At 66.9% G+C, this 24812-nt stretch carries 25 protein-coding genes and 1 tRNA gene; 10 read left to right on the top strand and 16 right to left on the bottom strand.

Annotation, left to right across the window (positions count from 1 at the left end):
* Window positions 1-36: 36 nt before the first annotated feature.
* Window positions 37-1224, bottom strand: coding sequence for an aminotransferase (locus H5V43_RS12495; RefSeq protein ID WP_099186389.1), 1188 nt, complete (start codon window positions 1222-1224; stop codon window positions 37-39).
* Between the two features lie 103 nt (window positions 1225-1327).
* On the opposite strand from H5V43_RS12495, the gene H5V43_RS12490 reads away from it, so the two are divergent.
* On the top strand, window positions 1328-1588 hold the full coding sequence (locus tag H5V43_RS12490; RefSeq protein ID WP_099186388.1) for a DUF6356 family protein: 261 nt from the start codon (window positions 1328-1330) through the stop codon (window positions 1586-1588).
* Window positions 1589-1812: 224 nt separating this feature from the next.
* Here H5V43_RS12490 and guaA read toward each other — a convergent pair whose 3' ends face one another.
* From guaA to rpsM, 10 genes are all read right to left on the bottom strand, one after another.
* Window positions 1813-3372 (bottom strand): glutamine-hydrolyzing GMP synthase, encoded by a 1560-nt coding sequence (gene guaA / locus H5V43_RS12485; RefSeq protein WP_044661270.1) that lies wholly within the window; start codon window positions 3370-3372, stop codon window positions 1813-1815.
* A gap of 42 nt (window positions 3373-3414) precedes the next feature.
* Window positions 3415-4668 (bottom strand): TCR/Tet family MFS transporter, encoded by a 1254-nt coding sequence (locus tag H5V43_RS12480; RefSeq protein ID WP_193666671.1) that lies wholly within the window; start codon window positions 4666-4668, stop codon window positions 3415-3417.
* A gap of 145 nt (window positions 4669-4813) precedes the next feature.
* Entirely contained in the window at window positions 4814-5461 is a 648-nt protein-coding gene (locus tag H5V43_RS12475; RefSeq protein WP_099186386.1) for a YoaK family protein, read from the bottom strand.
* Window positions 5448-5861, bottom strand: a complete 414-nt coding sequence (locus H5V43_RS12470) for an OB-fold-containig protein (RefSeq protein WP_244968624.1) — start codon at window positions 5859-5861, stop codon at window positions 5448-5450. The genes H5V43_RS12475 and H5V43_RS12470 overlap by 14 nt, the downstream gene beginning before the upstream one ends.
* A gap of 91 nt (window positions 5862-5952) precedes the next feature.
* A complete protein-coding gene (locus H5V43_RS12465; protein ID WP_099186385.1) occupies window positions 5953-6495 on the bottom strand; it encodes a hypothetical protein in 543 nt (180 codons plus the stop codon).
* Window positions 6496-6630: 135 nt separating this feature from the next.
* Window positions 6631-8823: a prolyl oligopeptidase family serine peptidase gene (locus H5V43_RS12460; protein WP_373886281.1), complete on the bottom strand. Its 2193-nt coding sequence runs from the start codon at window positions 8821-8823 to the stop codon at window positions 6631-6633.
* Between the two features lie 205 nt (window positions 8824-9028).
* Window positions 9029-9454, bottom strand: a complete 426-nt coding sequence (rplQ, locus tag H5V43_RS12455; RefSeq protein ID WP_044661277.1) for a 50S ribosomal protein L17 — start codon at window positions 9452-9454, stop codon at window positions 9029-9031.
* A gap of 184 nt (window positions 9455-9638) precedes the next feature.
* Window positions 9639-10703, bottom strand: coding sequence for a DNA-directed RNA polymerase subunit alpha (locus tag H5V43_RS12450; RefSeq protein ID WP_044661278.1), 1065 nt, complete (start codon window positions 10701-10703; stop codon window positions 9639-9641).
* Between the two features lie 122 nt (window positions 10704-10825).
* On the bottom strand, window positions 10826-11215 hold the full coding sequence (gene rpsK / locus H5V43_RS12445; RefSeq protein ID WP_004208752.1) for a 30S ribosomal protein S11: 390 nt from the start codon (window positions 11213-11215) through the stop codon (window positions 10826-10828).
* Between the two features lie 100 nt (window positions 11216-11315).
* Window positions 11316-11684 carry a 30S ribosomal protein S13 gene (rpsM, locus tag H5V43_RS12440; protein ID WP_025552414.1) on the bottom strand — a complete coding sequence of 123 codons (369 nt, stop codon included), beginning with the start codon at window positions 11682-11684 and terminating at the stop codon, window positions 11316-11318.
* Window positions 11685-12001: 317 nt separating this feature from the next.
* On the opposite strand from rpsM, the gene H5V43_RS12435 reads away from it, so the two are divergent.
* The gene (locus H5V43_RS12435) at window positions 12002-12541 is read left to right on the top strand and encodes a hypothetical protein (protein ID WP_137709593.1); all 540 of its coding nucleotides are present in this window, start codon (window positions 12002-12004) and stop codon (window positions 12539-12541) included.
* 662 nt (window positions 12542-13203) lie between these two features.
* Here the strand turns inward: H5V43_RS12435 and H5V43_RS12430 are convergent.
* Complete coding sequence (locus tag H5V43_RS12430) at window positions 13204-14715, bottom strand: acetyl-CoA hydrolase/transferase family protein (RefSeq protein WP_193666670.1); 1512 nt, start codon at window positions 14713-14715, stop codon at window positions 13204-13206.
* 100 nt (window positions 14716-14815) lie between these two features.
* On the opposite strand from H5V43_RS12430, the gene H5V43_RS12425 reads away from it, so the two are divergent.
* On the top strand, window positions 14816-15697 hold the full coding sequence (locus H5V43_RS12425) for a LysR family transcriptional regulator (protein WP_025552267.1): 882 nt from the start codon (window positions 14816-14818) through the stop codon (window positions 15695-15697).
* A 168-nt stretch (window positions 15698-15865) separates the two neighbouring features.
* Here the strand turns inward: H5V43_RS12425 and H5V43_RS12420 are convergent, their stop codons facing one another.
* From H5V43_RS12420 to H5V43_RS12410, 3 genes are all read right to left on the bottom strand, one after another.
* The gene (locus H5V43_RS12420) at window positions 15866-16135 is read right to left on the bottom strand and encodes a 3TM-type holin (protein WP_044661281.1); all 270 of its coding nucleotides are present in this window, start codon (window positions 16133-16135) and stop codon (window positions 15866-15868) included.
* Window positions 16136-16144: 9 nt separating this feature from the next.
* Entirely contained in the window at window positions 16145-16684 is a 540-nt protein-coding gene (locus tag H5V43_RS12415) for a glycoside hydrolase family 108 protein (protein WP_044661282.1), read from the bottom strand.
* Window positions 16685-16824: 140 nt separating this feature from the next.
* Window positions 16825-16901 (bottom strand) — tRNA-Pro (locus H5V43_RS12410).
* Window positions 16902-17090: 189 nt separating this feature from the next.
* On the opposite strand from H5V43_RS12410, the gene yajC reads away from it, so the two are divergent.
* The 7 genes from yajC (at window position 17091) to H5V43_RS12375 (ending at window position 23984) form a co-directional block, all read left to right on the top strand.
* Window positions 17091-17426 carry a preprotein translocase subunit YajC gene (gene yajC, locus H5V43_RS12405; protein ID WP_025551594.1) on the top strand — a complete coding sequence of 112 codons (336 nt, stop codon included), beginning with the start codon at window positions 17091-17093 and terminating at the stop codon, window positions 17424-17426.
* A 9-nt stretch (window positions 17427-17435) separates the two neighbouring features.
* A complete protein-coding gene (gene secD / locus H5V43_RS12400; protein WP_025551592.1) occupies window positions 17436-19037 on the top strand; it encodes a protein translocase subunit SecD in 1602 nt (533 codons plus the stop codon).
* Between the two features lie 15 nt (window positions 19038-19052).
* Window positions 19053-20039, top strand: coding sequence for a protein translocase subunit SecF (secF, locus tag H5V43_RS12395; RefSeq protein WP_025551591.1), 987 nt, complete (start codon window positions 19053-19055; stop codon window positions 20037-20039).
* Window positions 20036-20437 (top strand): Mth938-like domain-containing protein, encoded by a 402-nt coding sequence (locus tag H5V43_RS12390; RefSeq protein ID WP_306303108.1) that lies wholly within the window; start codon window positions 20036-20038, stop codon window positions 20435-20437. Before secF ends, H5V43_RS12390 begins: the two co-directional genes overlap by 4 nt.
* 103 nt (window positions 20438-20540) lie before the next feature.
* Window positions 20541-21659, top strand: coding sequence for a Ppx/GppA phosphatase family protein (locus tag H5V43_RS12385; protein ID WP_025551587.1), 1119 nt, complete (start codon window positions 20541-20543; stop codon window positions 21657-21659).
* 10 nt (window positions 21660-21669) lie between these two features.
* The gene (locus tag H5V43_RS12380) at window positions 21670-22341 is read left to right on the top strand and encodes an RlmE family RNA methyltransferase (protein ID WP_025551585.1); all 672 of its coding nucleotides are present in this window, start codon (window positions 21670-21672) and stop codon (window positions 22339-22341) included.
* Window positions 22342-22475: 134 nt separating this feature from the next.
* Window positions 22476-23984: a YifB family Mg chelatase-like AAA ATPase gene (locus H5V43_RS12375; RefSeq protein WP_025551584.1), complete on the top strand. Its 1509-nt coding sequence runs from the start codon at window positions 22476-22478 to the stop codon at window positions 23982-23984.
* Window positions 23985-24056: 72 nt separating this feature from the next.
* On the opposite strand, the gene H5V43_RS12370 is transcribed toward H5V43_RS12375, so the two are convergent.
* Window positions 24057-24812, bottom strand: coding sequence for a FadR/GntR family transcriptional regulator (locus H5V43_RS12370; RefSeq protein WP_025551582.1), 756 nt, complete (start codon window positions 24810-24812; stop codon window positions 24057-24059).

The following is a 24812-nucleotide window of genomic DNA, read 5'->3' as shown; positions in this document are numbered from 1 at the left end:
CCGCAAGCGGCATGCGGCATCCGCCGGCCAGGCGTTTCAGGTCAGGGACGTTCGGAAAGCCGCCAGCCGCGCCACCGCCTCGTCCAATATTTCGTCCGCCTTGGAAAAGCACAGGCGGACGAGATGCGTCACCGGCTCTGCGGGATAGAAGGCGGAAATCGGGATCGCCGCCACGCCCGCTTCGTCGATGATCCGCTCGCAAAAGGCGACGTCGTCCATGTCGATGCCGGAAGCGGGCAGGTCGACGGTCACGAACCATGTCGCCGCGCTGGAATTGACGACATAGCCTGCCCCGCGCAGCCCGGCGACGAGGCGATCGCGCGAAGCCTGATAGGCGGCGCGCATCGCGTCGAACCAGCTTTCCGGCTTGGCCAGCCCCTCGGCCACCGCCCATTGCAGATGGGGCGGGGTGGTGAAGGTGATGAACTGATGCGCGCGGGCAAGCAGCGTCGCCAGCGGCGGGGCGGCGCACATCCATCCGACCTTCCATCCGGTGACGGAGAAGATCTTGCCCGCCGACCCGATCTTCACCGTCCGATCCCGCATGCCGGGAAAGCCGATCAGCGGCTTGTGCGCGATGCCGTCATAGGCGATATGCTCCCACACCTCGTCGCAAATGGCGATCAGGTCGTTTTCCACGCAAAATTCCGCCAGCAGCGCCAGTTCCTCTTCGCGCAGGGCGATGCCCGTCGGGTTCACCGGATTGTTCATCAGCAGGAACCGGGTTTTTGGCGTGACCGCCGCCGCCAGCGCCTGCCGCCCGATCCGCCATTCGGGCGGGGTGAGCCGCAGCACCCGCGCCACCCCGCCCGCCCGCTCGATCAGCGGCAGATAGGCGTCGTAGAGCGGCGCCAGCACCAGCACCTCGTCGCCGGGCCGGACCAGCGCCAGCAGGCTGGCCGCGATCGCCTCCGTCGCGCCGGAGGTGACGATCACCTCCTGCGGCGACAGGTCCAGGCCCTGATGCCGCGCATAATGCGCCGCCACTGCCTCGCGCAGTTCGGCAAGTCCCGCCATGGGCGGATATTGGTTGGACCGGGTCAGCAGCGCGTCGGCGGCGGCGCGGAGTATCTCCTCCGGTCCCTGGGCGTCGGGAAAGCCCTGCCCCAGGTTGATCGCACCGGTCTCCCGCGCGCGGCCGGACATTTTCTCGAAGATGGTGGTGGGCATGTCCCGATAGACGGGATGGCCGAGAGGATCGCGTTCGCTCATGCCGGTGGACATGCCGGTTTTCGGGGTGGGGGGTCAAGTTCCGTGCAATCGGCCCTCTGCTTCGGCCCGCTTATGCATTAGGATGCCGCTTTCCCATGGCCATGAGCGAGCAGACATGATCGACCGCCTGTTCCTGAAGCATCCCAGAGAGGTCAATGAAAGCTATGGCGAGCATTTGGAGGTGGCGACGCGCTTCGGCTTCCTGATGGTGCGGGCGGGGCTTGCCTGCATGATCCACGGGCTGGTCCCGGCTTTCTTCACCCGCACCGGCAGCGCAACGGTGAAGCGGCTGTACGATGAAATGCGCCAACGCCAGCCGGACCTTCCCGAACCCGCTTATCTCAACCCGAAATGGCACCCGGAATATGAGATTTGAAGGAAGAAGGCGGCCGGCAGGGTGCGGCTTCGCTTATAGGGCGACGCGCTCCTGCCAAGGCGGGAGCCCAGTCCTGACGGTGCGCTAAAACGGCGACGCTTGGACTGGATCAGACCTTCGCAGGCGCAGTTGCATCTATTTCCCCGGCGCTCTGCAACCGCTCCGGCGCCGCACGGCGCCAAGTAAAGCCGGCGAATGTCCCCCGGACATTCGCTTTTCCGGCTTTACTCCCACTCGATCGTCCCCGGCGGCTTCGAGGTGTAGTCGTAAACCACCCGGTTGATGCCCTTCACCTCATTGATGATCCGCGTCGCCACCCGGCTCAGGAAGGCGGCGTCGAAGGGATAGATGTCCGCCGTCATGCCGTCGGTCGACGTCACCGCCCGCAGGGCGCACACGCTGTCATAGGTGCGGTGATCGCCCATCACGCCTACCGTGCGGACGGGCAGCAGCACGGCGAAGGCCTGCCAGATCGCATCGTACAGCCCGGCGCTCCGGATTTCCTCCAGATAGATGGCGTCGGCCTTGCGCAGGATGTCGCAGCGCTCCTTCGACACTTCGCCCGGAATGCGGATGGCGAGGCCGGGACCGGGGAAAGGATGCCGCCCGACGAAAATCTCCGGCAGCCCCAGTTCGCGGCCCAGCACGCGCACCTCGTCCTTGAACAGTTCGCGCAGCGGCTCGACCAGCTTCATGTTCATGCGCTCGGGCAGGCCGCCGACATTATGGTGCGACTTGATCGTCACCGAAGGCCCGCCGGTGAAGGACACGGACTCGATCACGTCCGGATAAAGCGTCCCCTGCGCCAGGAAGTCCGCCCCGCCGATCTTCTTCGCTTCCTCCTCGAACACGGCGATGAACTCGCCGCCGATGAATTTCCGCTTCTTCTCGGGGTCGGTCAGGCCCGCCAGCCCGCCCAGGAAGCGTTCCTCGGCATTCACATGGACCAGCTTGATGCCATAATGCTCGCGGAACAGGCTCACCACCTGCTCCGCCTCGCCCAGTCGCATCAGGCCATGGTCGACGAACACGCAGGTCAACTGATCGCCGATCGCCTCATGGATCAGCACCGCCGCGACGGCGCTGTCGACGCCGCCGGACAGACCGCAGATCACCCGGCCTTCGCCCACCTGCGCCCGGATGTCCGCGATCTTGGTCGCGCGGAATTCCGCCATGGTCCAGTCGCCCTTGAGGCCGCAGACATGGCGCACGAAATTGGCGAGCAGCTTCGCGCCATCCGGCGTATGCACGACCTCAGGGTGGAATTGCGTCGCGTAGAAACGCTTTTCCTCATTCGCCGTGATCGCATAGGGCGCGCCCTCGCTGACCGCCACCACCTCGAAACCGGGGGCGAGCCGCGTCACCTTGTCGCCATGGCTCATCCAGACCTGATGGCGCTCGCCCTCCGTCCAGAGGCCGTCGAACAGCGCGCAGCCTTTCTTCACCTCGATGAAGGCGCGGCCGAACTCGCCGCTCTCGCCGCCTTCGACATGGCCGCCAAGCTGCTGCATCATCGTCTGCTGGCCGTAGCATATGCCCAGGATCGGAATGCCCGCCTCGAAGAAATGCTGGGGCGCGCGGGGGCTGTCCTCCCACATGACGGAGGAGGGGCCACCGGAAAGGATGATGCCCTTGGGCTTCAGCCGTTCGAAGGCTTCGGCGGCGCTGTTGAACGGCGCGATCTCGGAATAGACGCCCGCCTCGCGCACCCGCCGGGCGATGAGCTGCGTCACCTGGCTGCCGAAATCCACGATAAGGATGGAATCCTGAAGGGGCAGCGTCATCGAATCGCCTTTATATGTCCAGAGGAAGGGATTCGCGCCCGGTTAGTGCGCTTGCGCTCCCTTGTCCAGCGAAGCCGCGTCCCCGCGCCGCCCCGCCGCCCATCCCAGCACGGCCCCGCCCGCCAGCACCGCCGCGGCGATCAGGAAGGCGCTGCCGATGAAGGGCAGCAGCGGCTTCGCGCCCACCGACAGGGAATAGACCGTGCCGAAGAACAGCGGCGACACGATGCCCGCGATCGATCCGACGCTGTTGTTCGCGCCCTGCAACTGGCCCTGTTCGGATTCCGACACGCGCTGCGTCATCAGCGACTGGATGGTCGGCATGGCAAGGCCCCAGAGCGCGTTGGGGAACATCGCCGCGACGAACAGCCAGCCGGTCGGCGCCAGCCCCATCGCGAAAATCCCGACCGCGCCGAAGCCAAGCCCGATCACCATGGTCGTGCGGTCGCCCAGCCGCTTCACCACCGGCCCGACCAATATTCCCTGCACGCCCATGTCCATCAGGCCGACCAGCGCCAGCAGCGTCCCCACCTCCCACGCCCCCCAGCCATAGCGGTCCCCCGCATAAAGCACGAACACGGCGGAGAAGAGGTGATGCGCGAAATAAAGCAGGAAATTGACCACCGCCAGGCTCGACAGCTCGGGATGCGACCGCAGCAGCCGCAGCGCCCCGAACGGATTGGCCCGCTTCCACGAAAAATCCATCCGCTTGTCGGCGGCCAGCGATTCCGGCAGCACGGACAGCCCGTAGAAAAAGGCCAGCCCCGACAGCCCCGCCGCCGCCCAGAAGGGCGCCCGCAGCGAAATCTCCCCCAGCACCCCGCCCAGCAGCGGCCCGGCGACGAAGCCGCCGCTGAACGCCGCCCCGATCAGCCCATAACCCCGCGCCCGCTCTTCGGGCGGGGTGATGTCGGCCATATAGGCGAAGGTGGAGGTGAAGCTGGACGACGTCACGCCCCCCAGCATCCGCCCCACCGCCAGCCACCACAGATTGGGCGCGATCGCCATCAGCAGGAAATCGAGCGCGAGTCCCGCGACCGAGACCAGGATCACCGGGCGCCGCCCGAACCGGTCGGACAGCGATCCGATGACCGGCGAACAGAGGAACTGCATCCCGGCCCACAGCGCGACGAACAGCCCGTTCCACATCCCCGCCGCCCTGCCGGAACCCGACAGCGTCTCGACCAGTTGCGGCAGCACCGGGATGACGATCCCCATCGACATCACGTCGAGCAGCGCCGTCACCAATATGAAGGCGATCGCGGCCTTGCCGCGATGGGATGGGCGCGGTGACATGATGGACTCCTGGGTGTCGATCCGGACAGAGCTTGTTCCGAGCCGACTGCATCGGATCGAATGCCACAGCCTGATGCTTTACCGCGTTTTTCGAGCCGGCAGATGATTCCTTCTGCTTGCAAAGGGCTCTAGGCGCTGCGCCCGGTCATGCCAAGTCCAACGGTCCCAGGCGGCCGCTCCACAGCAGCAACAGCCCGGAAAAGGCCAGGGCGACCCACAGCGCATGCAGGCCCATCAGCGCGAAGAGGCCACCCCCCGCCACCGCGCCCGCCACCAGCCCCAGCCACAGCAGCAGATAGGGCAGCCAGTTCCATCGCGGCCCGCCGGTCAGCGCCACCGCCAGTTGCTGGCCCAGCTTCACCAGCGCGCCAGTCATATAGGTGACGCCGATGCTGACTTCGCCGTCGCGCTGGAAGACGTTGTTCACCGCGCCCATCGCCGCCGCCATCAGCAGCGTCAGCCCGGAGCCCGGCCGGTCCGGCAGGGCCAGCAACGCGGCGCAGAACAGCAGCGCGGTCGCAAGGCCCAGCACCACCTGCTTGCGCCAGCGGCCCGCCCGGCGCGCGACCAGCGCACCGGCCAGCACGCCGCCGACAAAGGCCCCGACCAGTCCCGCCGCCATCCCGGCGACCGCCGCGCCCTTGGCCAGCCCCACGCCCAGCCGGGTGGAATTGCCGCTCATGAAGGAAACGAACAGCCCGCCCAGCTTCAGGAATCCCAGCGCATCGATGAACCCCGCCTGCGCCGCCAGTCCGATGGCCAGCATGTGGCGGGAAGCATCATATCCGCGCATGGACGGGCCCTCGCACCATCAGCGCGTCCAGCGGAACGGCGCTGCTCTGGTCGCGGGGAAGCAGGGGGGCAAGCCGTCGCGCGGCAAGGCCGGTCGAAGGCAGGCTGGCGATCAGGGCGGCGGGTGCGGCGATCAGCGGCGGCAGCATCGCACCGGTCAGATCGAGCAGCAGATGCTGCCCGATCAGCCCGATCATGCCGAACAGCGCCAGGAATATCGCCAGCAGCATCAACAGCGGCAGGCGACCGACGCCCAGCCAGCCCAGCAGGTCCGCATCGCCGTCAATGTCGAGATCGAAGTCGCCCGCGATGCCGATGGCCTGCACCGCCCCGATGAGCAGCATCAGGACGATCGCTGAGACGAAAACGACATTCTCGGTCGCGAAAAGGAACGCGGCCACCCCTGACTCCCCTGATTCGCGCCGATGCTAATGGATTGACGTAAAACAGGATAGGGCAAAGCGTGGCCGCGATGCGGCGGACCGGGCGCGCCTATCGGGCGGCGCGATCCCGCCGGAAATAAAGGTCCGCGATCCGGCCATTCTGCACCGAACAGGTGAAGTGGCGCGACCGTCCATCCTGCGCCCGCCAGCCGGACCGGACCTCGACATCGCCCTCCACATCATAGCCGTTGCGGGTCTCGCGGGGCTCCTGCACCTGCCGCACCTCGGCATAGCCGCCCTCCCGCTCCGCCTCGTCGCGGGCGGCGAGGGCGCAATAGGTGATCGCATCCTCGCCATCCCGGTCGGCGGGCGCCTCCGCCAGATCGCCCCGCCCGCCCTCGCTGTCAGGGGATCGGGCGCCGGCATGGTCCTGATCCGCCGCCACGACATCGGAAAAATCATCGTCGGCGCGCGTAGGGCTCGCTCGGTCGTCCGGGGCGGCGGCATCGGCGGGCGGCTGCGCTTCGTCCGACAGGTCATCCTGTTCCTGCGGCGCGCCTTGCCGCGGTTGATAGGCCTGCGCCGACGCGACGCCGCCCGCCAGCAGGGCCGTCGCGATCAGCGATCCCGTCATCCACCTCATCTTGTTCATGACCCTCGTCCCTCAGCCGAAATTTGCCGATGGCTAGGCGATCATGGCTGTCGGAGGCCTGAACGCGAGTGCGCCGCCACCGGCGGCCATGGACGCATCCCTCCCGAACCGGTAAGCGCCCGCCCTGCTGCCCGGCTATCGCGGCTGCGCGTCCAGTTTCAGCCCGGTATAATAGGCCGCAAAGGCATAGCTGTCGGCATATTCGTCGATCAGCTTGTCCACGGGCTTGCCCGCCCCATGCCCGGCCTTGGTGTCGATCCGGATCAGGCGGGGCTTCGGCCCCAGCTCCGCCGCCTGCAAGGCCGCGGCATATTTGAAGCTGTGCGCCGGCACCACCCGGTCGTCGGTGTCGCCCGTGGTGACGAGGATCGCCGGATAGTCCTTCCCGCCCGCGATGTTGTGATAGGGCGAATAGGCGTAGAGCAGGCGGAAATCCTCCTCCCGGTCGGGCGATCCATAGTCGTCGATCCAGTAGCGGCCGGCGGTGAAACGGTCGAAGCGCAGCATGTCCATCACGCCCACGGCGGGCAGGGCGGCGGCGAACAGATCGGGCCGCTGGTTCACCACCGCGCCGACCAGCAACCCGCCATTGGACCGCCCCTCGATGGCAAGGCCGTCCTTCGTCGTATAGCCATTGGCCTTCAGATATTCGGCCGCCGCGATGAAATCGTCGAACACATTCTGCTTGTTGGCGAGCCGCCCCGCATCGTGCCATGCCTTGCCGAACTCGCCGCCGCCGCGCAGATTGGCGATGGCATAGACGCCGCCCTGCTCCAGCCACGCCATGCGCGTCGCCGAATAGCCGGGCGTCAGCGCGATGTTGAAGCCGCCATAGCCGTACAGGATGGTGGGCGCGGGCGCTTTGGAAAGGGCCAGCGCCTTCTTGCGGATCACCGTCATCGGGATCATCGTGCCGTCCTTCGACGGATAGCTGACCTGCTCTATGCCGTAATCGTCGGGATTGAAGGGCAGCTCCGGCCGCGCGAACAGCTCGTAACGCAGCGTTGCCGTGTCGAAGCGGTAGATGCTCGACGGCGTGGTGAAGCCCGAAAAGCTGAAGAAGGTTTCAGGATCGCCGTCGCGCCCGCCGAAACCGGCCGCCGTGCCCAGGCCGGGCAGCGGCACGTCGCTGACCTTTCGCCCGTTGAGGTCGATCAGCTCCGCCACGCTTTCCGCATCGGACAGATAGGCCAGGATCAGCCGGTCCCCGACCAGCGACCCGCCCGCCAGCGTGTCCATGCGTTCCGCCACCACCTGCCTGGCGCCGCGCCGGGGGAAGCGGGCGTCGATGCTGACGACGCGCAGATGCGGGGCATATTGGTCGGTGATGAAATAGACCGTCGGCCCGCGGCTGCCGATCAGCCGCCAGTCGTTGGTCATGCCCTTCACCAGCGGGCGGACCTTCACCTTGCCGCCGGTCAGTTCGGCCAGATGCAGTTCGCGGCGGGGGTCGGTGCCCTGGAAGCTGCTGATGACCAGCCAGCGCCCGTCCTGCGTCACCTGCGCCGTGTGGCTGAGGCGCGGCTGGTCCGGAGTCGCGTAGATAAGCTGATCCTGCGCCTGCGGCGTGCCGAGGCGGTGATAATGAAGTTCCTGCCCCACCGTGGAGGATTGCAGGCCGCCGCCTTCCTGCGGCGCGGCGAAGCGCGAATAGAAGAAACCCTGTCCTTGCCCGTCCCAGGCAAGCTGGGAGAATTTCACCCATTGCACGACATCGTCGAGCGGCCGGGCGGTGGCGACGTCCAGAACCTTCAGCGTGCGCCAGTCGCTCCCGGCCTCCTGCACGGCATAGAGCAGGAACCGGCCGTCGGGGGAGGGCGCCCATTCCGCCAGCGCGTCCGACCCGTCCTCCGCCCAGTCATTCGGGTCGATCAGCAGCCGCTGCGCACCGTTCAGGCCGTCGCGCACATAGAGCGGCGTCTGGTTCTGGAGCCCCTTGTTATAGCCGTAGAAATAGCGCCCGCCCGCCTTGCGCGGGATGGTGTAGCGGCCATGGGCGAACAGCGCCTGCATGCGTTTCTTGAGCGCCTCGCGACCCGGCAGCCCGTCGATATGGCGGCGCGTGAGGCGGTTTTCCTGTCCCACCCAGTCGCGGACGGCGGGATCAGCGCGCAGGTCGTTTTCCAGCCAGCGATAGGGATCGGTCACCTTGACCCCGAAATGATCCTCCACCAGGTCCAGCCTTTTGGCGGCGGGATAGCGCAGTCCTGAAGCGCCAGCGACCGCCGCATCCGGCTCCGCCTGCGCGGGGAGCGCCGCGAACAACAGCGCCGCCAAAGCAAAGCAGCCAAAGGCGCGCATCCGATCCCCCCGAAATCCCATTCCCATTCTCTGGCGTCTCATGGCGCGGAAAGGCAAGAAAACAAAGAATATTTCTTATCTCCCCTCCCCTTCGGAGCAGGGGCCGGGGGTGGGGGCTGACCGAATGGCTCGACGCCCCGCATATCCACGCCCCAAAAAAGAAAAAGGGCCGCGCCCCCTTCCGGAAGCCGCGGCCCTCTTCATCTGCCCGCTTGCGCGAGCCGTCAGCGGATCACGCCGCTTCCAGCTCGTCGGCGTCCGCACCCTGGACCGGACCGGAATCCTGACCCTTGGCGTCGACGTCGCGGTCCACCAGTTCGATGATCGCGATCGGCGCTGCGTCCGAAGCGCGGATGCCGGCCTTGATCACGCGGGTGTAGCCGCCATTGCGGTCCTTGTAGCGCTCGGCCAGAACGTCGAACAGCTTGGTGAGCTGCGCGTCGTCCTGCAGGCGGGCATGGGCCAGACGACGGTTCGACAGGCCACCCTTCTTGGCGAGGGTGATCAGCTTCTCGACATAGGGACGCAGTTCCTTCGCCTTGGGCGTGGTCGTCAGGATCTGCTCATGCTTGATGAGCGAGGCGGCGAGGTTGCGGAGCAGCGAGTTGCGATGCCCGGCGCTGCGCTGCAGCTTGCGATGACCAACCTTGTGACGCATATGTCTTTCCTTCCGTTCGTTAAGGGGCCGTTTCAGGTACCCCAGACCAGGCGGCGTTTCAGGGCCGCCGCCCCTTTGCCCTGCCCCTTAAAAAAAGGGGCGAAGTTCACACCGTTCAAAGCGGACGCGAATCCGTGCTTTCCGGTGTCCAGCATCCCTCCGGGCGAACCGGAGGGAAGGCGGATCAGCCCAGCAGCTCCTGTTCGAGCTTCTTGGCCATTTCCTCGATATTCTCCGGCGGCCAGCCGGGGATGTCCATGCCCAGGCGCAGGCCCATGGACGACAGCACTTCCTTGATCTCGTTCAGCGACTTGCGGCCGAAATTGGGGGTGCGCAGCATCTCGGCCTCGGTCTTCTGGACCAGATCGCCGATATAGATGATGTTGTCGTTCTTGAGGCAGTTGGCGCTGCGGACCGACAGTTCCAGCTCGTCCACCTTCTTGAGCAGGTAGCGGTTGATCTGGTTCGCGTCGCTCTCGCCCTCGCTGGCCGAACCGCCGGCAGCGGCGCCGGCGGCCGGAGCGGCGACGGGCAGCGCGTCCTCGAAGTGGACGAACAGCTGGAGCTGGTCCTGCAGGATGCGGGCGGCATAGGCCACCGCGTCTTCCGGCGTGACGGTGCCGTCGGTCTCGACGGTCAGCGACAGCTTGTCATAGTCCAGTTCCTGGCCGACGCGGGTATTGTCGACCTTGTAGGCGACCTGACGCACCGGCGAATAGAGCGCGTCGACCGGGATCAGGCCGATCGGGGCGTCGGCCGGACGGTTGGCGACGGCGGGGACATAGCCCTTGCCGACGTCGGCGGTCAGTTCCATGTTCAGCGTCGCGCCCTGGTCCAGGTGGCAGATCACCAGGTCGGGGTTCATCACTTCGATGTCGCCCACGGTGGTGATGTCGCCCGCGCGCACTTCGGCGGGGCCGGTGGCGGAAAGCTGGAGACGGCGCGGACCGTCGCCTTCCATTTTCAGCGCAACCTGCTTGATGTTGAGGACGATGTCCGTGACGTCCTCACGCACGCCCGCGAGCGAGGAGAATTCGTGGAGGACGTTCTCGATCTTGATCGAGGTGACCGCCGCGCCCTGGAGCGAGGACAGAAGAACCCGGCGCAGCGCGTTGCCAAGCGTCAGGCCGAAGCCGCGCTCCAGAGGTTCGGCGACGAAGGTCGCCTTGCGCTTGCCGTCGCCCGCGACCTTGATCTCAAGGCTGTTGGGCTTCTTCAATTCCTGCCAGTTCTTCATGTTGACAGTCATGTATTTCCCCTGGGGATGAGGCCGAAACGTTCAAAAATCCTGACCCGACAGGACGTTCCGACCGATGCAGATGGGTGAGCGGGCGACGCGTCCGCCGCCCGCCGACAAGCCGCGCGTCGTTGTTAGACGCGGCGGCGCTTGGAAGGACGCACGCCATTGTGCGGGATCGGCGTCACGTCGCGGATGGAGGTGATGTGGAAGCCGACGGCCTGCAGCGCGCGCAGGGCCGATTCACGGCCCGAACCCGGACCCTTCACTTCGACTTCCAGGGTGCGCACGCCATGTTCGGCCGCCTTGCGGCCGGCGTCTTCGGCGCAGACCTGCGCGGCATAGGGCGTCGACTTGCGGCTGCCCTTGAAGCCCATCATGCCCGCCGAGGACCAGCTGATCGCATTGCCCTGGGCGTCGGTGATGGTCACCATGGTGTTGTTGAAGCTGGCGTTGACGTGCGCGACGCCGGCCGAGATGTTCTTGCGTTCGCGGCGCTTGATGCGCTGGGGTTCGCGTGCCATTTTTGCTCTATCCTACTGAAATCTTGTGTTCCGGGAGGCTGCGCCCAGGAAGGGCTGCCTCCGGCGGAGAAGAAGATGAAATAGTCCCCCGGACTATTTCTTACTTCTTCTTGCCGGCAATCGGCTTCGCCTTGCCCTTGCGGGTGCGCGCATTGGTGTGCGTGCGCTGGCCGCGGACCGGCAGGCCCTTGCGGTGACGCAGGCCGCGATAGCAGGCCAGGTCCATCAGGCGCTTGATGTTCATCGCGGTTTCGCGGCGCAGGTCGCCCTCGACCGTGTGGTCGGCGTCGATGGCTTCGCGGATCTGCAGCACTTCGGCGTCGGACAGGTCCTGCACGCGGCGGCTGTGGTCGATGCCCAGCTTGTCGGCGATGTCGACGGCGGTCTTGCGGCCGATGCCGTGGATGTAGGTGAGCGCGATGATCACGCGCTTGTTGGTCGGGATGTTGACACCCGCAATACGTGCCATGGTATTCTGTACTCCTGCTCCACGGGGCGGTTGGCGCCGCCCCATCTCAAAGCGTCAGGGCTGAAGTCCTTAAGGAGACGACAGCCGATTCGATAGGCCCCAAGACGCAAAAAAGACGGCCAGTGCCACTGCACTGCCGCTCGTCAGCGTGTCGGGAAGGGGTGCCCTTAGCGATTCGGCCTCCGGCTGTCAATGACGGGCAGGCGCGAAAGCGGCGAAATCCGGCGCTTCCGCCGCCCTTTCTTTCGACCGGTCCGGCATGTCGTCCCGCCCTTTTCGGGTTGATGCCATCCCCGTGCCTAAGGCATGGAGGCGGGATGCGCTTCACTCTGCCCTCCGCCATGCCGGCGGCCGCCTTCGTCCTGCTGGCTTCCTGCGTGGGCGCGCCCCAGCAGCGCGCGCCTGTTCCCGCACCTGCGCCCCGGCCGGCTCCCGCGGCCCGGCCCGCCCCCCCTCCGCCGCCGCCGGCCGACTGGCAGGACCGCGCGACCACCGCGGGCGACTGGCGCTATCAGGTCGACGGCGCCGGATCGGCCGCCCTGTTCGGCCCGGATGCGCAAGGCAGCCTGTTCGTCATCCGCTGCGACCGGACGACGCGCCGCGTCAGCCTTTTGCGGCCCGGCCCGGCGCAGGCGGCGATGACGGTGCGGACCAGCTATGGCGCGGTCAGCTGGCCGGCCGGCCCCGCCACCGGCGCCATCGCCGCGACCCAGGCGACCCGCGCCGCCAGCGACGCCACGCTCGATCAGATCGCCTACAGCCGGGGCCGTTTCGCGGTCGAGGTGCAGGGTCTGGAGATGCTGGTCCTGCCAAGCTGGGCGGAGGTCGGCCGCGTCGTGGAGGATTGCCGCGCCTAAGCCCTTGATTTCAGGCGAAAGGCGCTGGTTTCAACGCAAATCGCCTGCAAAAGGCGGACGCAAAAGTATGATTCGAAAAAAGAATTTTACAAGCCTTGAAGTGGCGGCCGGTCTGATTCACATATCATTTCATAGACGGCGAAGGACCAGTACCGGGAACGGCTATAGGGGCTTCAACTAGCGAAAGGAGGTGATCCGATGTCTCATGGTTCAGCAATGGGGTCGGTCAAGTCCATTCGGGGAACGCGCCGCTGAGCGACGCCTTATGCGTCGGTTTTCCAGAATAGGGTGACTGTCGACCGCGGTTTCGCGATCGAGGCGCCGTATCTGGAAAATAGCGCGATCAACGTTTCCCTTGGGCGGCGCTTCCGGCCGCTGACCATGTCAATGATGGGCCGTCGGGGTTTAATCTACCCGGCGGCCCCTCTCATTTTCGTGATGTCCGATTTGGGTGTAAGCGGACACCCACTTTACCCCTCTCCCTTGAGGGAGAGGGCTGCGCAGACTTGGCAGCTTGCTGCCTTAGTCGTAGCTGGGTGAGGGGGTTCGCGCGGGCCTCAGACCCGCTCCCTCTCATCCAAATCAGCCCAGGGCTCCTTCGCCGCCAAGGCCTCCTGTCCTTTTCCTCCTCTCCGCCGGAGAGGAAAGCGAAGCCCCAATCCCTACCCCCGCATCGTCCCCGTATCGATGAAGCGCTGGTGCCACGCCAGCGCCTCCCCCGGCAGCATCGGCGACTGCAACCCGTATGACCCCGCCAAAGCCCGCCGGAAATAGTCCTTCAGCATCGGCCGGAAGTCCGGATGCGCGCAATTCTCCATGATGACCTCCGCCCGCTGCCGGGGCGCCAGCCCGCGCAGGTCCGCCAGCCCCTGCTCGGTCACGATCACCTGCACATCCTGGTTGATATGGTCGACATGGCTGCAATGCGGCACGATGGCGGAGATCGCCCCACCCTTGGCCGTCGACGGCGTCATGAAGATCGACAGAAACGCGTTGCGCGCAAAGTCCCCCGACCCGCCAATGCCGTTCTGGATGCGCGATCCCATCAGATGGGTCGAATTGACGTTGCCGTAGATGTCCGCCTCGATCAGCCCGTTCATCGCGATGCAGCCCAGCCGCCGCACCAGCTCGGGATGGTTGCTGATCTCCTGCGGCCGCAGGATCATCCGGTCCCGATAGCGCCCCATATCGGCATTCATCCGCGCCGCCGCCTCCGGGCTCAGGGAAAAGGCCGTGGCGCTCGCCATCCGCAGCTTGCCCGCGTCGAGCAGGTCCAGCATCCCGTCCTGGATCACCTCCGTAAAGGCGACCATGTCCTCGAACGGCGCGTCGATCAGGCCGGTCAGCACCGCATTGGCGATATTGCCGACCCCCGACTGCAACGGCAGCAGCGAAGCGGGCAACCGCCCCTTCTTCACCTCATGGCGCAGGAATTCCAGCAAATGCCCGGCAATCGCCCGCGCCTTGTCGTCCGGCGCCTTGAAGGGCGCGTTGCGGTCCGGCGCATCCGTCTCGACCACCGCGATCACCTTGTCCGGATCGCAGCAGAAGGTCGGCTGGCCGATGCGCTGGTCCGCCCGCATCAGCGGGATCGGCTGGCGATGCGGCGGCAGCGCCGTGCCGTAATAAATGTCGTGCATCCCCTCCAGCGCGGGGTTCTGCCAGCGATTGACCTCCAGTATCACGCCCTTGGCCCGGTCGATCCAGGTCTTGTTGTTGCCCACGGAGGCGGAGGGGATCAACTCGCCCCCGGCGGTGATCCCCGTCACCTCGACCACGGCAATGTCCAGATCGCCCAGGAAACCCTGCCACGCCATCGGCGCGACCTGGCTCAGATGCATGTCGAAATATTGCATCTGGCCCTTGTTGATCCGCTCCCGGGCAATGGGATCGCTATTATAGGGCAGGCGGAACTCCACGCCGTCGGCCTGCGCCAGCGCCCCGTCCAGCTCCGGCCCGGTCGACGCGCCGGTCCACACCCTGACCCGGAAGGGCTCGCCCGCCGCATGCGCCTCGGTGATCCGCTTCGCCAGCGCCAGCGGCACCGCCTTGGGATAGCCCGACCCGGTAAAGCCGCTCATCCCCACGGCCATCCCGTTGCGGATCAGCGCCGCGGCCTCCTCCGCCGTCCGGCATTTGGCGGCCAGCCCGGCATGGGCGATGCGATCGGTCATGGCTATCCTCTTCCATCATTCCTTGCGCGCTGGCATCTGGCTTTTCGGCCGATCAGACAATAAGGATAAGCCGCACAATATCTGTGCGAGTATCGTGCAAATGTCCGATCTGTTGATCGCCCTCCGGACATTCGTCCGGCTATGCGAAAAACCCAACTTCTCCCGCGTGGCTGGAGAGATGCACGCCAGCCATACGACGATAGCCCGCCGGCTGGATCAGGTGGAATCGCATTTCGGCGCCATCCTCTTCCATCGCACCACCCGCCGGCTGATCGCCACGCCGGAGGCTGACCGCCTGCTGGTCCACGCCCGCGCGATGCTGGACGCGCTGGATGGGGCGGAACAGGAATTCGGCCCGGTCCGCGATCAACCGGGCGGCCTGGTGCGCATCGGCTTCACCACCGCGCTCGGCCTCTATTATGTCGAGCGCCTGGGCGATCTGACCGCGCGCTACCCCGCGCTCCAGCTCGATTGCGCCATGACGGACTGGCAACGCGACGTGGTGGAGGACCGCCTCGACCTTGCCCTGCGCGTCGGCCCGGTGGGCGACGACAGCCTGGTGGTTCATCCGCTGGGCGCGCTGCCCCGCCTGCTGGTCGCGCATCCCGCCTATCTTGCCGGCCGCGGCATGCCCTCGTCCGCCGAAGACCTTCCGGGGCATCAGTGCATCGCCTACGCCTATGGCGACGTGCCCGCCCGCTGGACCATCGATGGGCGGGAGAGGGTGGTGGGCGGCACCTTCCGCAGCGACAGCAGCGAAGCCGTCCACCGCGCCGCCCTCAGCGGCCTAGGCATCGCCCTGCTCCCCGCCATCCGGGTGCAGGGCGACATCGCGGCGGGACGGCTGGTCCCGGTCCTGCCGGAAAGCCACATCGCCCCGCTCGACATCTGGGCCGTCCACCCGTCCCACAAACGCCTGCCGCCAAGAGCGCGGGTGGTGCTGGACTTCCTCAAGGAGAATTTCCCCGGTGAACGGCCCTAGAGCGCTGCGTCAAATCATAGGCAGGCCGCGCGCTCCAAGCTTTTGTTGTCGCATCCTTTTGAACGCAAAACCGGTTCCCACTTTTGCGCAGGATGCTCTGGCCCTGAAGACCTGCCGCGCTCATTCGAGCGCCTTCGCAGGAACAGGATAAGGGGCAAGGGGCGCCTCTTACCGCTCTACCCCCTTCGCCTTCCCCCAGGCCCGCGCCGCCGTATAGCCCAGATAGCCCGTCCCGAAGAGCGCATAGAGCGGCTCCGGCAGGGCGTTGAAATAGGCTCGCATCGCCCGGATGATCCCCGCCGCCACATCGGGCCGCACCCCGCCGACCAGCCCCAGCGGCACCGACCACAGCAGCAACCCGTACATCATGTAGAGAAAGGCCGGCCGCGCCCGCAGCGTCCACCGGTCCCCCGCGACTCGCCTGCGTGAAGACGTCATCCCTGCCTCCTATCCGATCCGGTTGGCGAGCCAGCCATAGAGAAAGGCCTCATTGGCCGGCCTGCTCTCGGCCAGCGCCAGGTAGCGCTCGCCCTGAAGCGCTTCGAGGGCTTTCAGCAGCACCTTCTCGCCCGCCCGCCCGCGAACGGCCAGAAAGGCGCCCAGCGCGGAAAGCGTCTTCGCTCCCACCGCCTGATCCACCTTCAGGTCGGCATAGTCCCGCCCGTTGCGATTGAGCGCGTTCAACGCCCGCTGCAGGAAACCGCCGGCCGTGCCCGGCCCCATGTTGACCGCCGTGTCGAACAGTTCCTCCGCCACCGCCGGCGCCAGTTCCGCGACGAAGGCGAAGCCCGGCTTCTCCCAATAGAGCCTGCGATAGATCGCCTCGGCCACCGTCCGGGGCATCGCCCGCATATCGCCGCCATAACCGTTGGCCCGCGCTACGGCCTGGGTGATGCCGAAATTGGTCGGTCCGCCGCGATCCGCCGGATGGTTGCCGTAGCCACCCTCCCGCGCGATGACTTCATCGATCAGAGCCGCAATATCCATGAAAACGCCCTCCTGTTCCGGAAAGGCGGGTCATTTATCCCATTTGGTTAGCTGTAGGACAGCGGAAAAGCGCTGGCGCAGGCGAAATGGAGAAAAATGGGAAAAAGGCAGGCAGGCCGGAAAAGGCCCTGCCGGAAATTTGGTCGGGACGAGAGGATTCGAACCTCCGACCCCCACACCCCCAGTGTGATGCGCTACCAGGCTGCGCTACGTCCCGACCGGAGCGGCGCAATTAGAAGCAGTTTGGGGAATATGCAAGCCATTCGATGCAGGCTTTTTGCGCATTCGTCGGAAACCCTAATCATGTTGCCTCCGCCGTGCGATCTGTGTTAGCCGCGCGCCCTTGATCTGTGGGCGTTTATCGGCGCCCGCGACTGGACAAGAGAATAAGGCGAAAGTCCCAAGCATGTTCATATCTCCAGCCTTTGCCCAGACTGCGGGCGGGGAATCGTCCGGCGCCTCCATGCTGGTTCAGATGGCCCCGCTGGTCCTCATCTTCGTCGTCTTCTATTTCCTGCTGATCCGTCCGCAGCAAAAGAAGATGAAGGAGCACAAGGCCAAGATCGACGCCGTGAAGAAGGGCGATCAGGTCGTGACCGGCGGCGGTCTGATCGGCAAGGTGGTGCGCGTCGACGAATTCTACGCCGAAGTCGAACTGGCGCCGGGCATGAAGGTGAAGGCGGTGAAGTCCACCCTGACCGACGTGATCGATCCCGCCACCGCCAAGCCCGCGAACGACTGAGCCCCACCCATGCTGAATTTCCCTCGCTGGGCGGTCGTCGCGATCCTGCTGCCGCTGCTGATCGGCATAGCCTGCGCCGTGCCGAGCTTCCTGCCGGACACGGTGGTCGGGCAACTGCCCAAATTCATGCAGACCCGCGTGAACCTGGGCCTCGACCTGTCGGGCGGCAGCCACCTGCTGCTCGAAGCCTCGACCCAGGACGTGGCGAAGCAGCGCATCGCCAATATGGAGGAGCAGGTCCGCACGGAACTGCGCCGGGGCGACACGAAGATCGCGATCGGGGATATTTCCAGCCGCGACGGGAAATTGAGCTTCATGGTGCGCAACCCGTCGCAGGTCGATGCCGCCGTGGAGCGCATCCGGCCGCTGACCCAGGGGGCGGGCCTCACCGGCCAGCGCGATTTCAATGTGGAGGTGGTGAACAGCTCCACCATCGTCATCACCCCGACCAAGGCGGGCATCGACAATGCGGTGAAGGGCGCGATGGAAGTCGCGACCGAGGTGATCCGCAAGCGCATCGACGAAATGGGCACGCGCGAACCGACCATCCAGCAGCAGGGCGACAACCGCATCGTCGTGCAGGTGCCCGGCCTTCAGGACCCCAGGGCGCTGAAGGACCTGCTGGGCCAGACCGCCAAGCTGGAATTCAAGCTGGTCGACGTCAACGCCAACCCTGCCGAGGTGGCGCAGGGCCGCGCGCCTGTGGGCAGCGAAGTGCTGCCCTATCCCACAAATCCCGCCGGCCCGCCGGTGATCGCCGTCTACCGGCAGGTCATGGTGTCGGGCGAGGACCTGACCGACGCGCAGCAGGGCTATAACCAGCAGGGCAACGAGCCGATCGTCAACATCCGCTTCAACGGTGCGGGCGGGCGCAAATTCGGCCAGGTGACGTCGCAGAACGTCAACCGTCCCTTCGCCATCATCCTCGACGGCAAGGTGCTGTCCGCGCCGAACATCAACGAGCCGATCCTGGGCGGCAGCGCGCAGATCAGCGGCAGCTTCACCGTCGAAAGCGCCAACCAGCTTGCGATCGCGCTGCGTTCGGGCAAGCTGCCCGTCGCGCTGACCGTGGTGGAGGAACGCACGGTCGGCCCGCAACTCGGCGCCGATTCGATCCGCGCGGGCCTGCTCGCCTCGGTGATCGCGGTGGCGGCGGTGGCGGCCTTCATGTTCATGAGCTATGGCCGCTTCGGCATGTACGCCAACCTCGCCGTCGCCATCAACGTGCTGGTGATCCTGGGCGTCATGGGCATATTGGGCGCGACGCTGACGCTGCCGGGCATCGCCGGTTTCGTGCTGACCATCGGCACCGCGGTCGACGCCAACGTGCTGATCTACGAGCGCATCCGTGAGGAAAGGCGGAGGGGACGCGGGGTCGTGCAGGCCATCGAACATGGCTATAAGGAAGCCAGCCGCACGATCTTCGAAGCGAACGTGACCCACGCCATCGCCGGCGGCATCATGCTCGCTCTGGGGTCGGGACCGGTCAAGGGCTTCGCGATCGTGCTGCTGATCGGCATCGCGACCAGCGTGTTCACCGCCGTCACCTTCACGCGCCTGCTGGTGTCGCGTTGGGTCCGCGCCAAGCGCCCGACCGAAATCCACATCTGACGGGCGGAGAGAAACATGAAACTGCTTAAGCTCGTCCCGGACAACACCAATATCGGCTTCGTCAAGCTGCGCCACTGGGCCTTCGCCCTGACGGCGCTGCTGACTGTGCTGGCGGTCGGCGCGACCTTCTACAAGGGGCTGAACCTGGGCGTCGACTTCGTCGGCGGCCTGATGATCGAGGCGAAGTTCGAAACGCCGCCGCAGACCGACAAGGTGCGCACGGTAATCGACCGACTGGGGGTGGGCGACGGTTCGCTCCAGCAGTTCGGCGATCCGAAAACGGTGCAGATCCGCCTCCCTCTGCCGGAACAGGGCGGCGCGGGCGCGGCCAACGCCATCGTCGAAAAGGCGCGCAAGGCGATGACGGCGGAATTCCCCGGCGTCACCTTCTCCCGCTACGACACGGTGTCGGGCAAGGTGTCGGGCGAACTGATCCAGAACGGCGTGCTGGCGGTGATGCTGGCGGTGATCGGCATCGCGATCTTCTCCTGGTTCCGCTATGAATGGCAGTTCGGCGTCTCGACCTTCGTCGCGATCATGCACGACGTGCTGATGACGCTGGGCTTCTTCGCCATCACCCAGCTCGAATTCGACCTCAACATCGTCGCCGCCGTGCTGACCATCGTGGGCTATTCGATCAACGACAAGATGGTGATCGACGACCGCATCCGCGAAAATATGCGCAAATATCGCAAGATGGACATGAAGTCGCTGATCGACCTTTCGGTCAACGAAACGCTGCCGCGCACGGTCATGACCTCGGTCACGGTGCTGCTGGCGCTGGGCGCGCTGCTGCTGCTGGGCGGCCATGTGCTGCGCGGCTTCACCGCGGCCATGATGCTGGGCATCATCGTCGGCACCTATTCGTCGGTCTATGTCTCCTCCTCGCTGCTCATCAGCCTGGGCCTGTCCCCCGCCACGGCGGAGAAGAAGGCGAGCAAGGTCAATATCGCCGCCCAGGCCGAGCGGATGGGCCCGCGCGACGACGGGGCGCGACCCTGAACGGGAACCGCTCCGGCATAGAGCTGCGCCGCGATGAATCGGGGCAGGGGCCGATCGTCACCGGCTTTCAGGGGCGGGGTTTCCGGGTTCGCGACGATGTTTTTCCCGAAGGCCTGCTGCTCTCCCCGGTGCGGGCGCTCGCCTGGCAGGATGCGCCGCCCGTCGACGCGCTGACGGTGGCGCATCTGGGCGACCTGTTCGACCTCGACGTCCAGCCGGAATTCCTGCTGGTCGGCACGGGCGCCGCCCTGCGCCAGCCGCCGCGCGCCTTCGTGCGCGAACTGGAGGGGCGCGGCATCGGCGTGGAGGTGATGGACAGCCGCGCCGCCGCCCGCGCCTGGGGCGTGCTGCGCGCCGAGGAACGGTGGATCGTCGCGGCCCTCATGCCGCTTGTCTGAGGGGGCTGTCCGCCCCGCCTTGCGCTTTCCTGTTCCTTTGCCTACTCTTGTCGCCAAGTTCCGGCGCTTTTCGGCGCTGGCGAAGAAGAAAAGAGATACGGCCATGGTGCAGCACAGCCGCCCATCGCCGCAGAGTTCCGGCCCGGCCGGCGGAATTTCGGGCAAGGGGGTCCGTTCCGGTCAGGGCAATGGGAGCAAGGCTGCGGCCCTCACTCCCCCGTCGAAATCGCGGGGCCTTTTGCCTCATCCGCTGCGCGGACGCCGGTCCTACGCGGCCATCGACCTTGGCACCAATAATTGCCGCCTGCTGATCGCCAAGCCATCGGCGGACGGCTTCATCGTCGTCGACGCCTTTTCGCGAATCGTGCGGCTGGGGGAGGGGCTTGCCGCTTCCGGCCGGATCAGCGACGCCGCCATAGAGCGCGCGATTTCCGCCCTGTCGGTCTGCGCCGACAAGCTGCGCCGCCGGCACGTCACCCTGGCCCGCTCGGTCGCGACGGAGGCGTGCCGCCGCGCCTCCAACGGGGCCGAATTCATCCAGCGCGTCTATCGGGAAACCGGCATCGCCCTCGACATCATCAGCGCGCAGGAAGAGGCGCGGCTGGCGGTGCTCGGCTGCCACGCGCTGCTGGAGCCGGGCGACGGCCCGGCGCTCATCTTCGACATTGGCGGCGGCTCGACCGAGCTGGTGCTGGTGGACGCCAATCGCGCCGGCGCGCCGCATATCGTCGATTGGGTGAGCGCCCCCTGGGGCGTGGTCTCCCTGACGGAGAGCGAGCCTTTCGACCATGCCGATCCCATGGACCGGCTGTCCGCCTATGCCCGGATGCGCGCCCGCGTGGCGGATGCCTTCGCGCCGCTGGCTCGCCGCCTGCCCGCTCCGCAGGCGGATATCCGCCTGCTCGGCACGTCGGGCACGGTGACGACGCTGGCCAGCCTGCATCTCGACCTGCCGCGCTACGACCGGCAGGCGATCGACGGGCTGATCGTGCCGTCGACGTCGATGCGGGCGATTTCGGCGCGGCTGTCCTCCATGCCCCTGGCGGAGCGGCAGAAGCTGCCCTGCATCGGGACGGAGCGGGCCGATCTGGTCGTGGCGGGCTGCGCCATCCTGGAATCCATCCTCGACATCTGGCCCGCCCAGCGCCTGGGCGTGGCCGATCGCGGCATTCGCGAGGGCATATTGCGCGGCCTGATGGACCGCGACGGAGTGAAGATGTGAGAGGCCCCCTGTGAGAGGTACCGGTGCCGGCAAGGTGCGGGTCAAGACGGCGAAGGGACGGACGGCACAGTCCACCCGCTGGCTCGAACGCCAGTTGAACGACCCCTATGTCCGCCGCGCCAAGGCGGAGGGGTGGCGCAGCCGCGCCGCCTTCAAGCTGATCGAACTGGACGAGAAGTTCCACTTCGTGAAGGGGTCCCGCGCGGTGGTCGACCTGGGCGTGGCGCCTGGCGGCTGGGCGCAGGTGGTGCAGAAACTCTGCCCCAAGGCGAAGGTGGTGGGCATCGACCTGCTGCCGACCGATCCCATTCCGGGCGTCACCCTGTTCCAGATGGACTTCATGGACGACAGCGCGCCCGCCCTGCTGGCGGAGGCGCTGGGCGACGCGCCCGATCTGGTCATTTCCGACATGGCGGCGAACACCGTCGGCCATGCCGCGACCGACCATCTGCGCACCATGGGGCTGGTCGAGGCGGCGGCCATGTTCGCGGTGGAGAATCTGCGCAAGGGCGGCACTTTCGTGGCCAAGGTGTTCGCGGGCGGCACCGACGCCGACCTGCTCGCCATCCTCAAAAGGCATTTCACCACGATCAAGCATGCCAAGCCGCCCGCCAGCCGCAAGGGCAGCGTCGAATGGTATGTCGTGGCGCAGGGCTTCAAGGGCCGCCCGGAAGAGGGCTGATCCGTCCACCATCACCAGGAGATTGAAATGCCTCCCTGTTCCTGCGAAGGCAGGAACCCGGTTCGGCCCCTGACGCGGCACTCCTGCCCTCGCGGGAGCGCCATGGAGGCCGTCCGGGGCATGGGGGAACATCATTGGTTTCGACGGTATCGACGGTCGCCTATCTGGGGCTGGAAGCGCGCGGCGTGGAGGTTCAGTGCCAGCTCGTTCCCGGCCTTCCCAATTTCATCGTCGTCGGCCTGCCGGACAAGGCGGTCGCGGAAAGCCGGGAGCGGGTGCGCAACGCCATCGCCGCCATCGGCCTTTCGCTGCCGCCCAAGCGGATCACCGTGAACCTCTCGCCCGCCGACCTTCCCAAGGAGGGGTCGCATTTCGACCTCCCCATCGCGCTGGCCCTGCTCGGCGCCATGGGCGTGATCGATGCCGAGACGCTGGCGGGCTATGTCGTCGTGGGCGAGCTGGGTCTGGACGGCCGCATCGCCCCCACGCCCGGCGTGCTGCTCGCCGCGCTCCATGCGGGGGAGCGGGAACTGGGCCTCGTCTGCCCGGTGGCGCAGGGCGCCGAAGCCGCCTGGGCCGGTCAGGTGGAGGTGATCGCCGCGCCCGACCTGTTGGCCATCCTCAACCATTTCAAGGGCGCCGCCGCCCTCTCGCCGCCGCAGCCCGGGCAGGTGGAGCCGCCGATCCGTGCCGCGGACCTCAGGCAGGTCAAGGGTCAGGAAAGCGCCAAGCGCGCGCTGGAGATCGCGGCGGCGGGCGGCCATAATCTGCTGATGGTCGGCCCGCCCGGCGCGGGCAAGTCGCTGATGGCGAGCTGCCTGCCCGGCATCCTGCCCGAACTGACGCCGGGCGAGGCGCTGGAAACCTCCATGGTGGCCAGCGTCGCCGGCACGCTGGAGGGCGGCCGGATCAGCCGCGCCCGTCCCTTCCGCAATCCGCATCACAGCGCCTCCATGGCGGCGCTGGTCGGCGGCGGGCACAAGGCGCGGCCGGGCGAGGTCAGCATGGCGCATCTGGGCGTGCTGTTCCTCGACGAACTGCCCGAATTCCAGCGGACGGTGCTCGATTCGCTGCGGCAGCCCCTGGAGACGGGGGAAGTCACCGTGGCGCGGGCCAATGCGCATGTCACCTTCCCGGCGCGGGTGCAGCTGGTGGCGGCGATGAACCCCTGCCGCTGCGGCCATCTGGGCGATCCGGCGCTGGCCTGTTCCCGCGCCCCCCGCTGCGCGGCGGACTATCAGGCCAAGGTGTCGGGACCGCTGCTCGACCGCATCGACCTGCATGTGGAGGTGCAGGCGGTGACGGCGGCGGACCTGGTCCTGCCCCCGCCCGCCGAAGGATCGGCGGAGGTCGCGGTCCGGGTCGCCGCCGCGCGGGCCGTGCAGACGCGCCGCTATGAAGGGACGTCGCTGCGCACCAATGCGGAGGTCGATGGAGAGCGGCTGGAGGATGTCGCCGGGCCGGATCAGGCCGGGCGCGAACTGCTGGCGCAGGCGGCTGCGGCGATGAAGCTGTCGGCGCGGGGCTATACCCGCGTGCTGCGCGTGGCGCGGACCATCGCCGATCTGGCGGGGGCGGATCGCGTCGGGCGCGTCCATGTGGCGGAAGCGCTCAGCTACAGGCGGCGGGCCCCGGTGAACTGACGGCGCCCGACCCGGCCGGGCCGGCCTCCACGGCATCGCCCGGAAAGCCGGCGCCCGCTTTTCTACGCCCTGTTAAAGCTTGCCGGGTTCCGTCATGACCACGTCCATGTCCGCCATGGCCAGCCGCAGCAACTCCACCATGCCGTTGCGCGCGGCGGCCGTGTCGCGGGTGGCGATGGCGCGATAGACCGCCTTGTGATCGGGCAGGGGATCGCGCGGCAGCAGCTTCTTGCGATGCTTGAAGGTGGTGGTCCAACTCACCGCCGCCCCCACCGAACTGGCCAGCGCGGCGAGCGCGTCATTATGCGTCGCCGCCAGCACCGCATGATGGAAACGCTGGTCCGCCGCCCGCCCTTCCGGCGTCGAAAGGCCGTGCTTTTCCATCTCGTCCAGCGCCTGCGCCATGATGGCCAGTTGCTCGTCGGTCCGCCGCCGCGCCGCGAATTCGGCCGCCGCCGGTTCGATCACGCCGCGCAGTTCGAACAGGTCGCGGATGAAGTCGCGGTCCGGCTCCCCCGCGAACATCCAGGCGAGCATTTCCGGGTCCAGCACATTCCATCGGCTGCGCGGCAGCACGCGGGTACCGGCCTTGGGCCGGCTTTCCAGCATCCCCTTGGCGATCAGGATGCGCACCGCCTCGCGATAGGCGGTGCGGGATACGTGAAGCCGCTCCGACGCCTCGATCTCCCCCTCGAACAGGTCGCCGGGCTTGTGGACGCCCATCAGGATCGCCGTGCCCAATTGCCGGGCGATGGCCTGATGGATGCGAAGCGAGCCTTCGTCCGTCGCGAATTTGCGTTCCGTTACGTCCTTGCGCTCGCTTCCCAA

Origin of the sequence: Sphingobium fuliginis (assembly GCF_015074805.1) — a bacterium.
Taxonomy (GTDB): Bacteria; Pseudomonadota; Alphaproteobacteria; order Sphingomonadales; family Sphingomonadaceae; genus Sphingobium; species Sphingobium fuliginis.
This window is presented reverse-complemented; position numbering and strand designations above follow the sequence as displayed.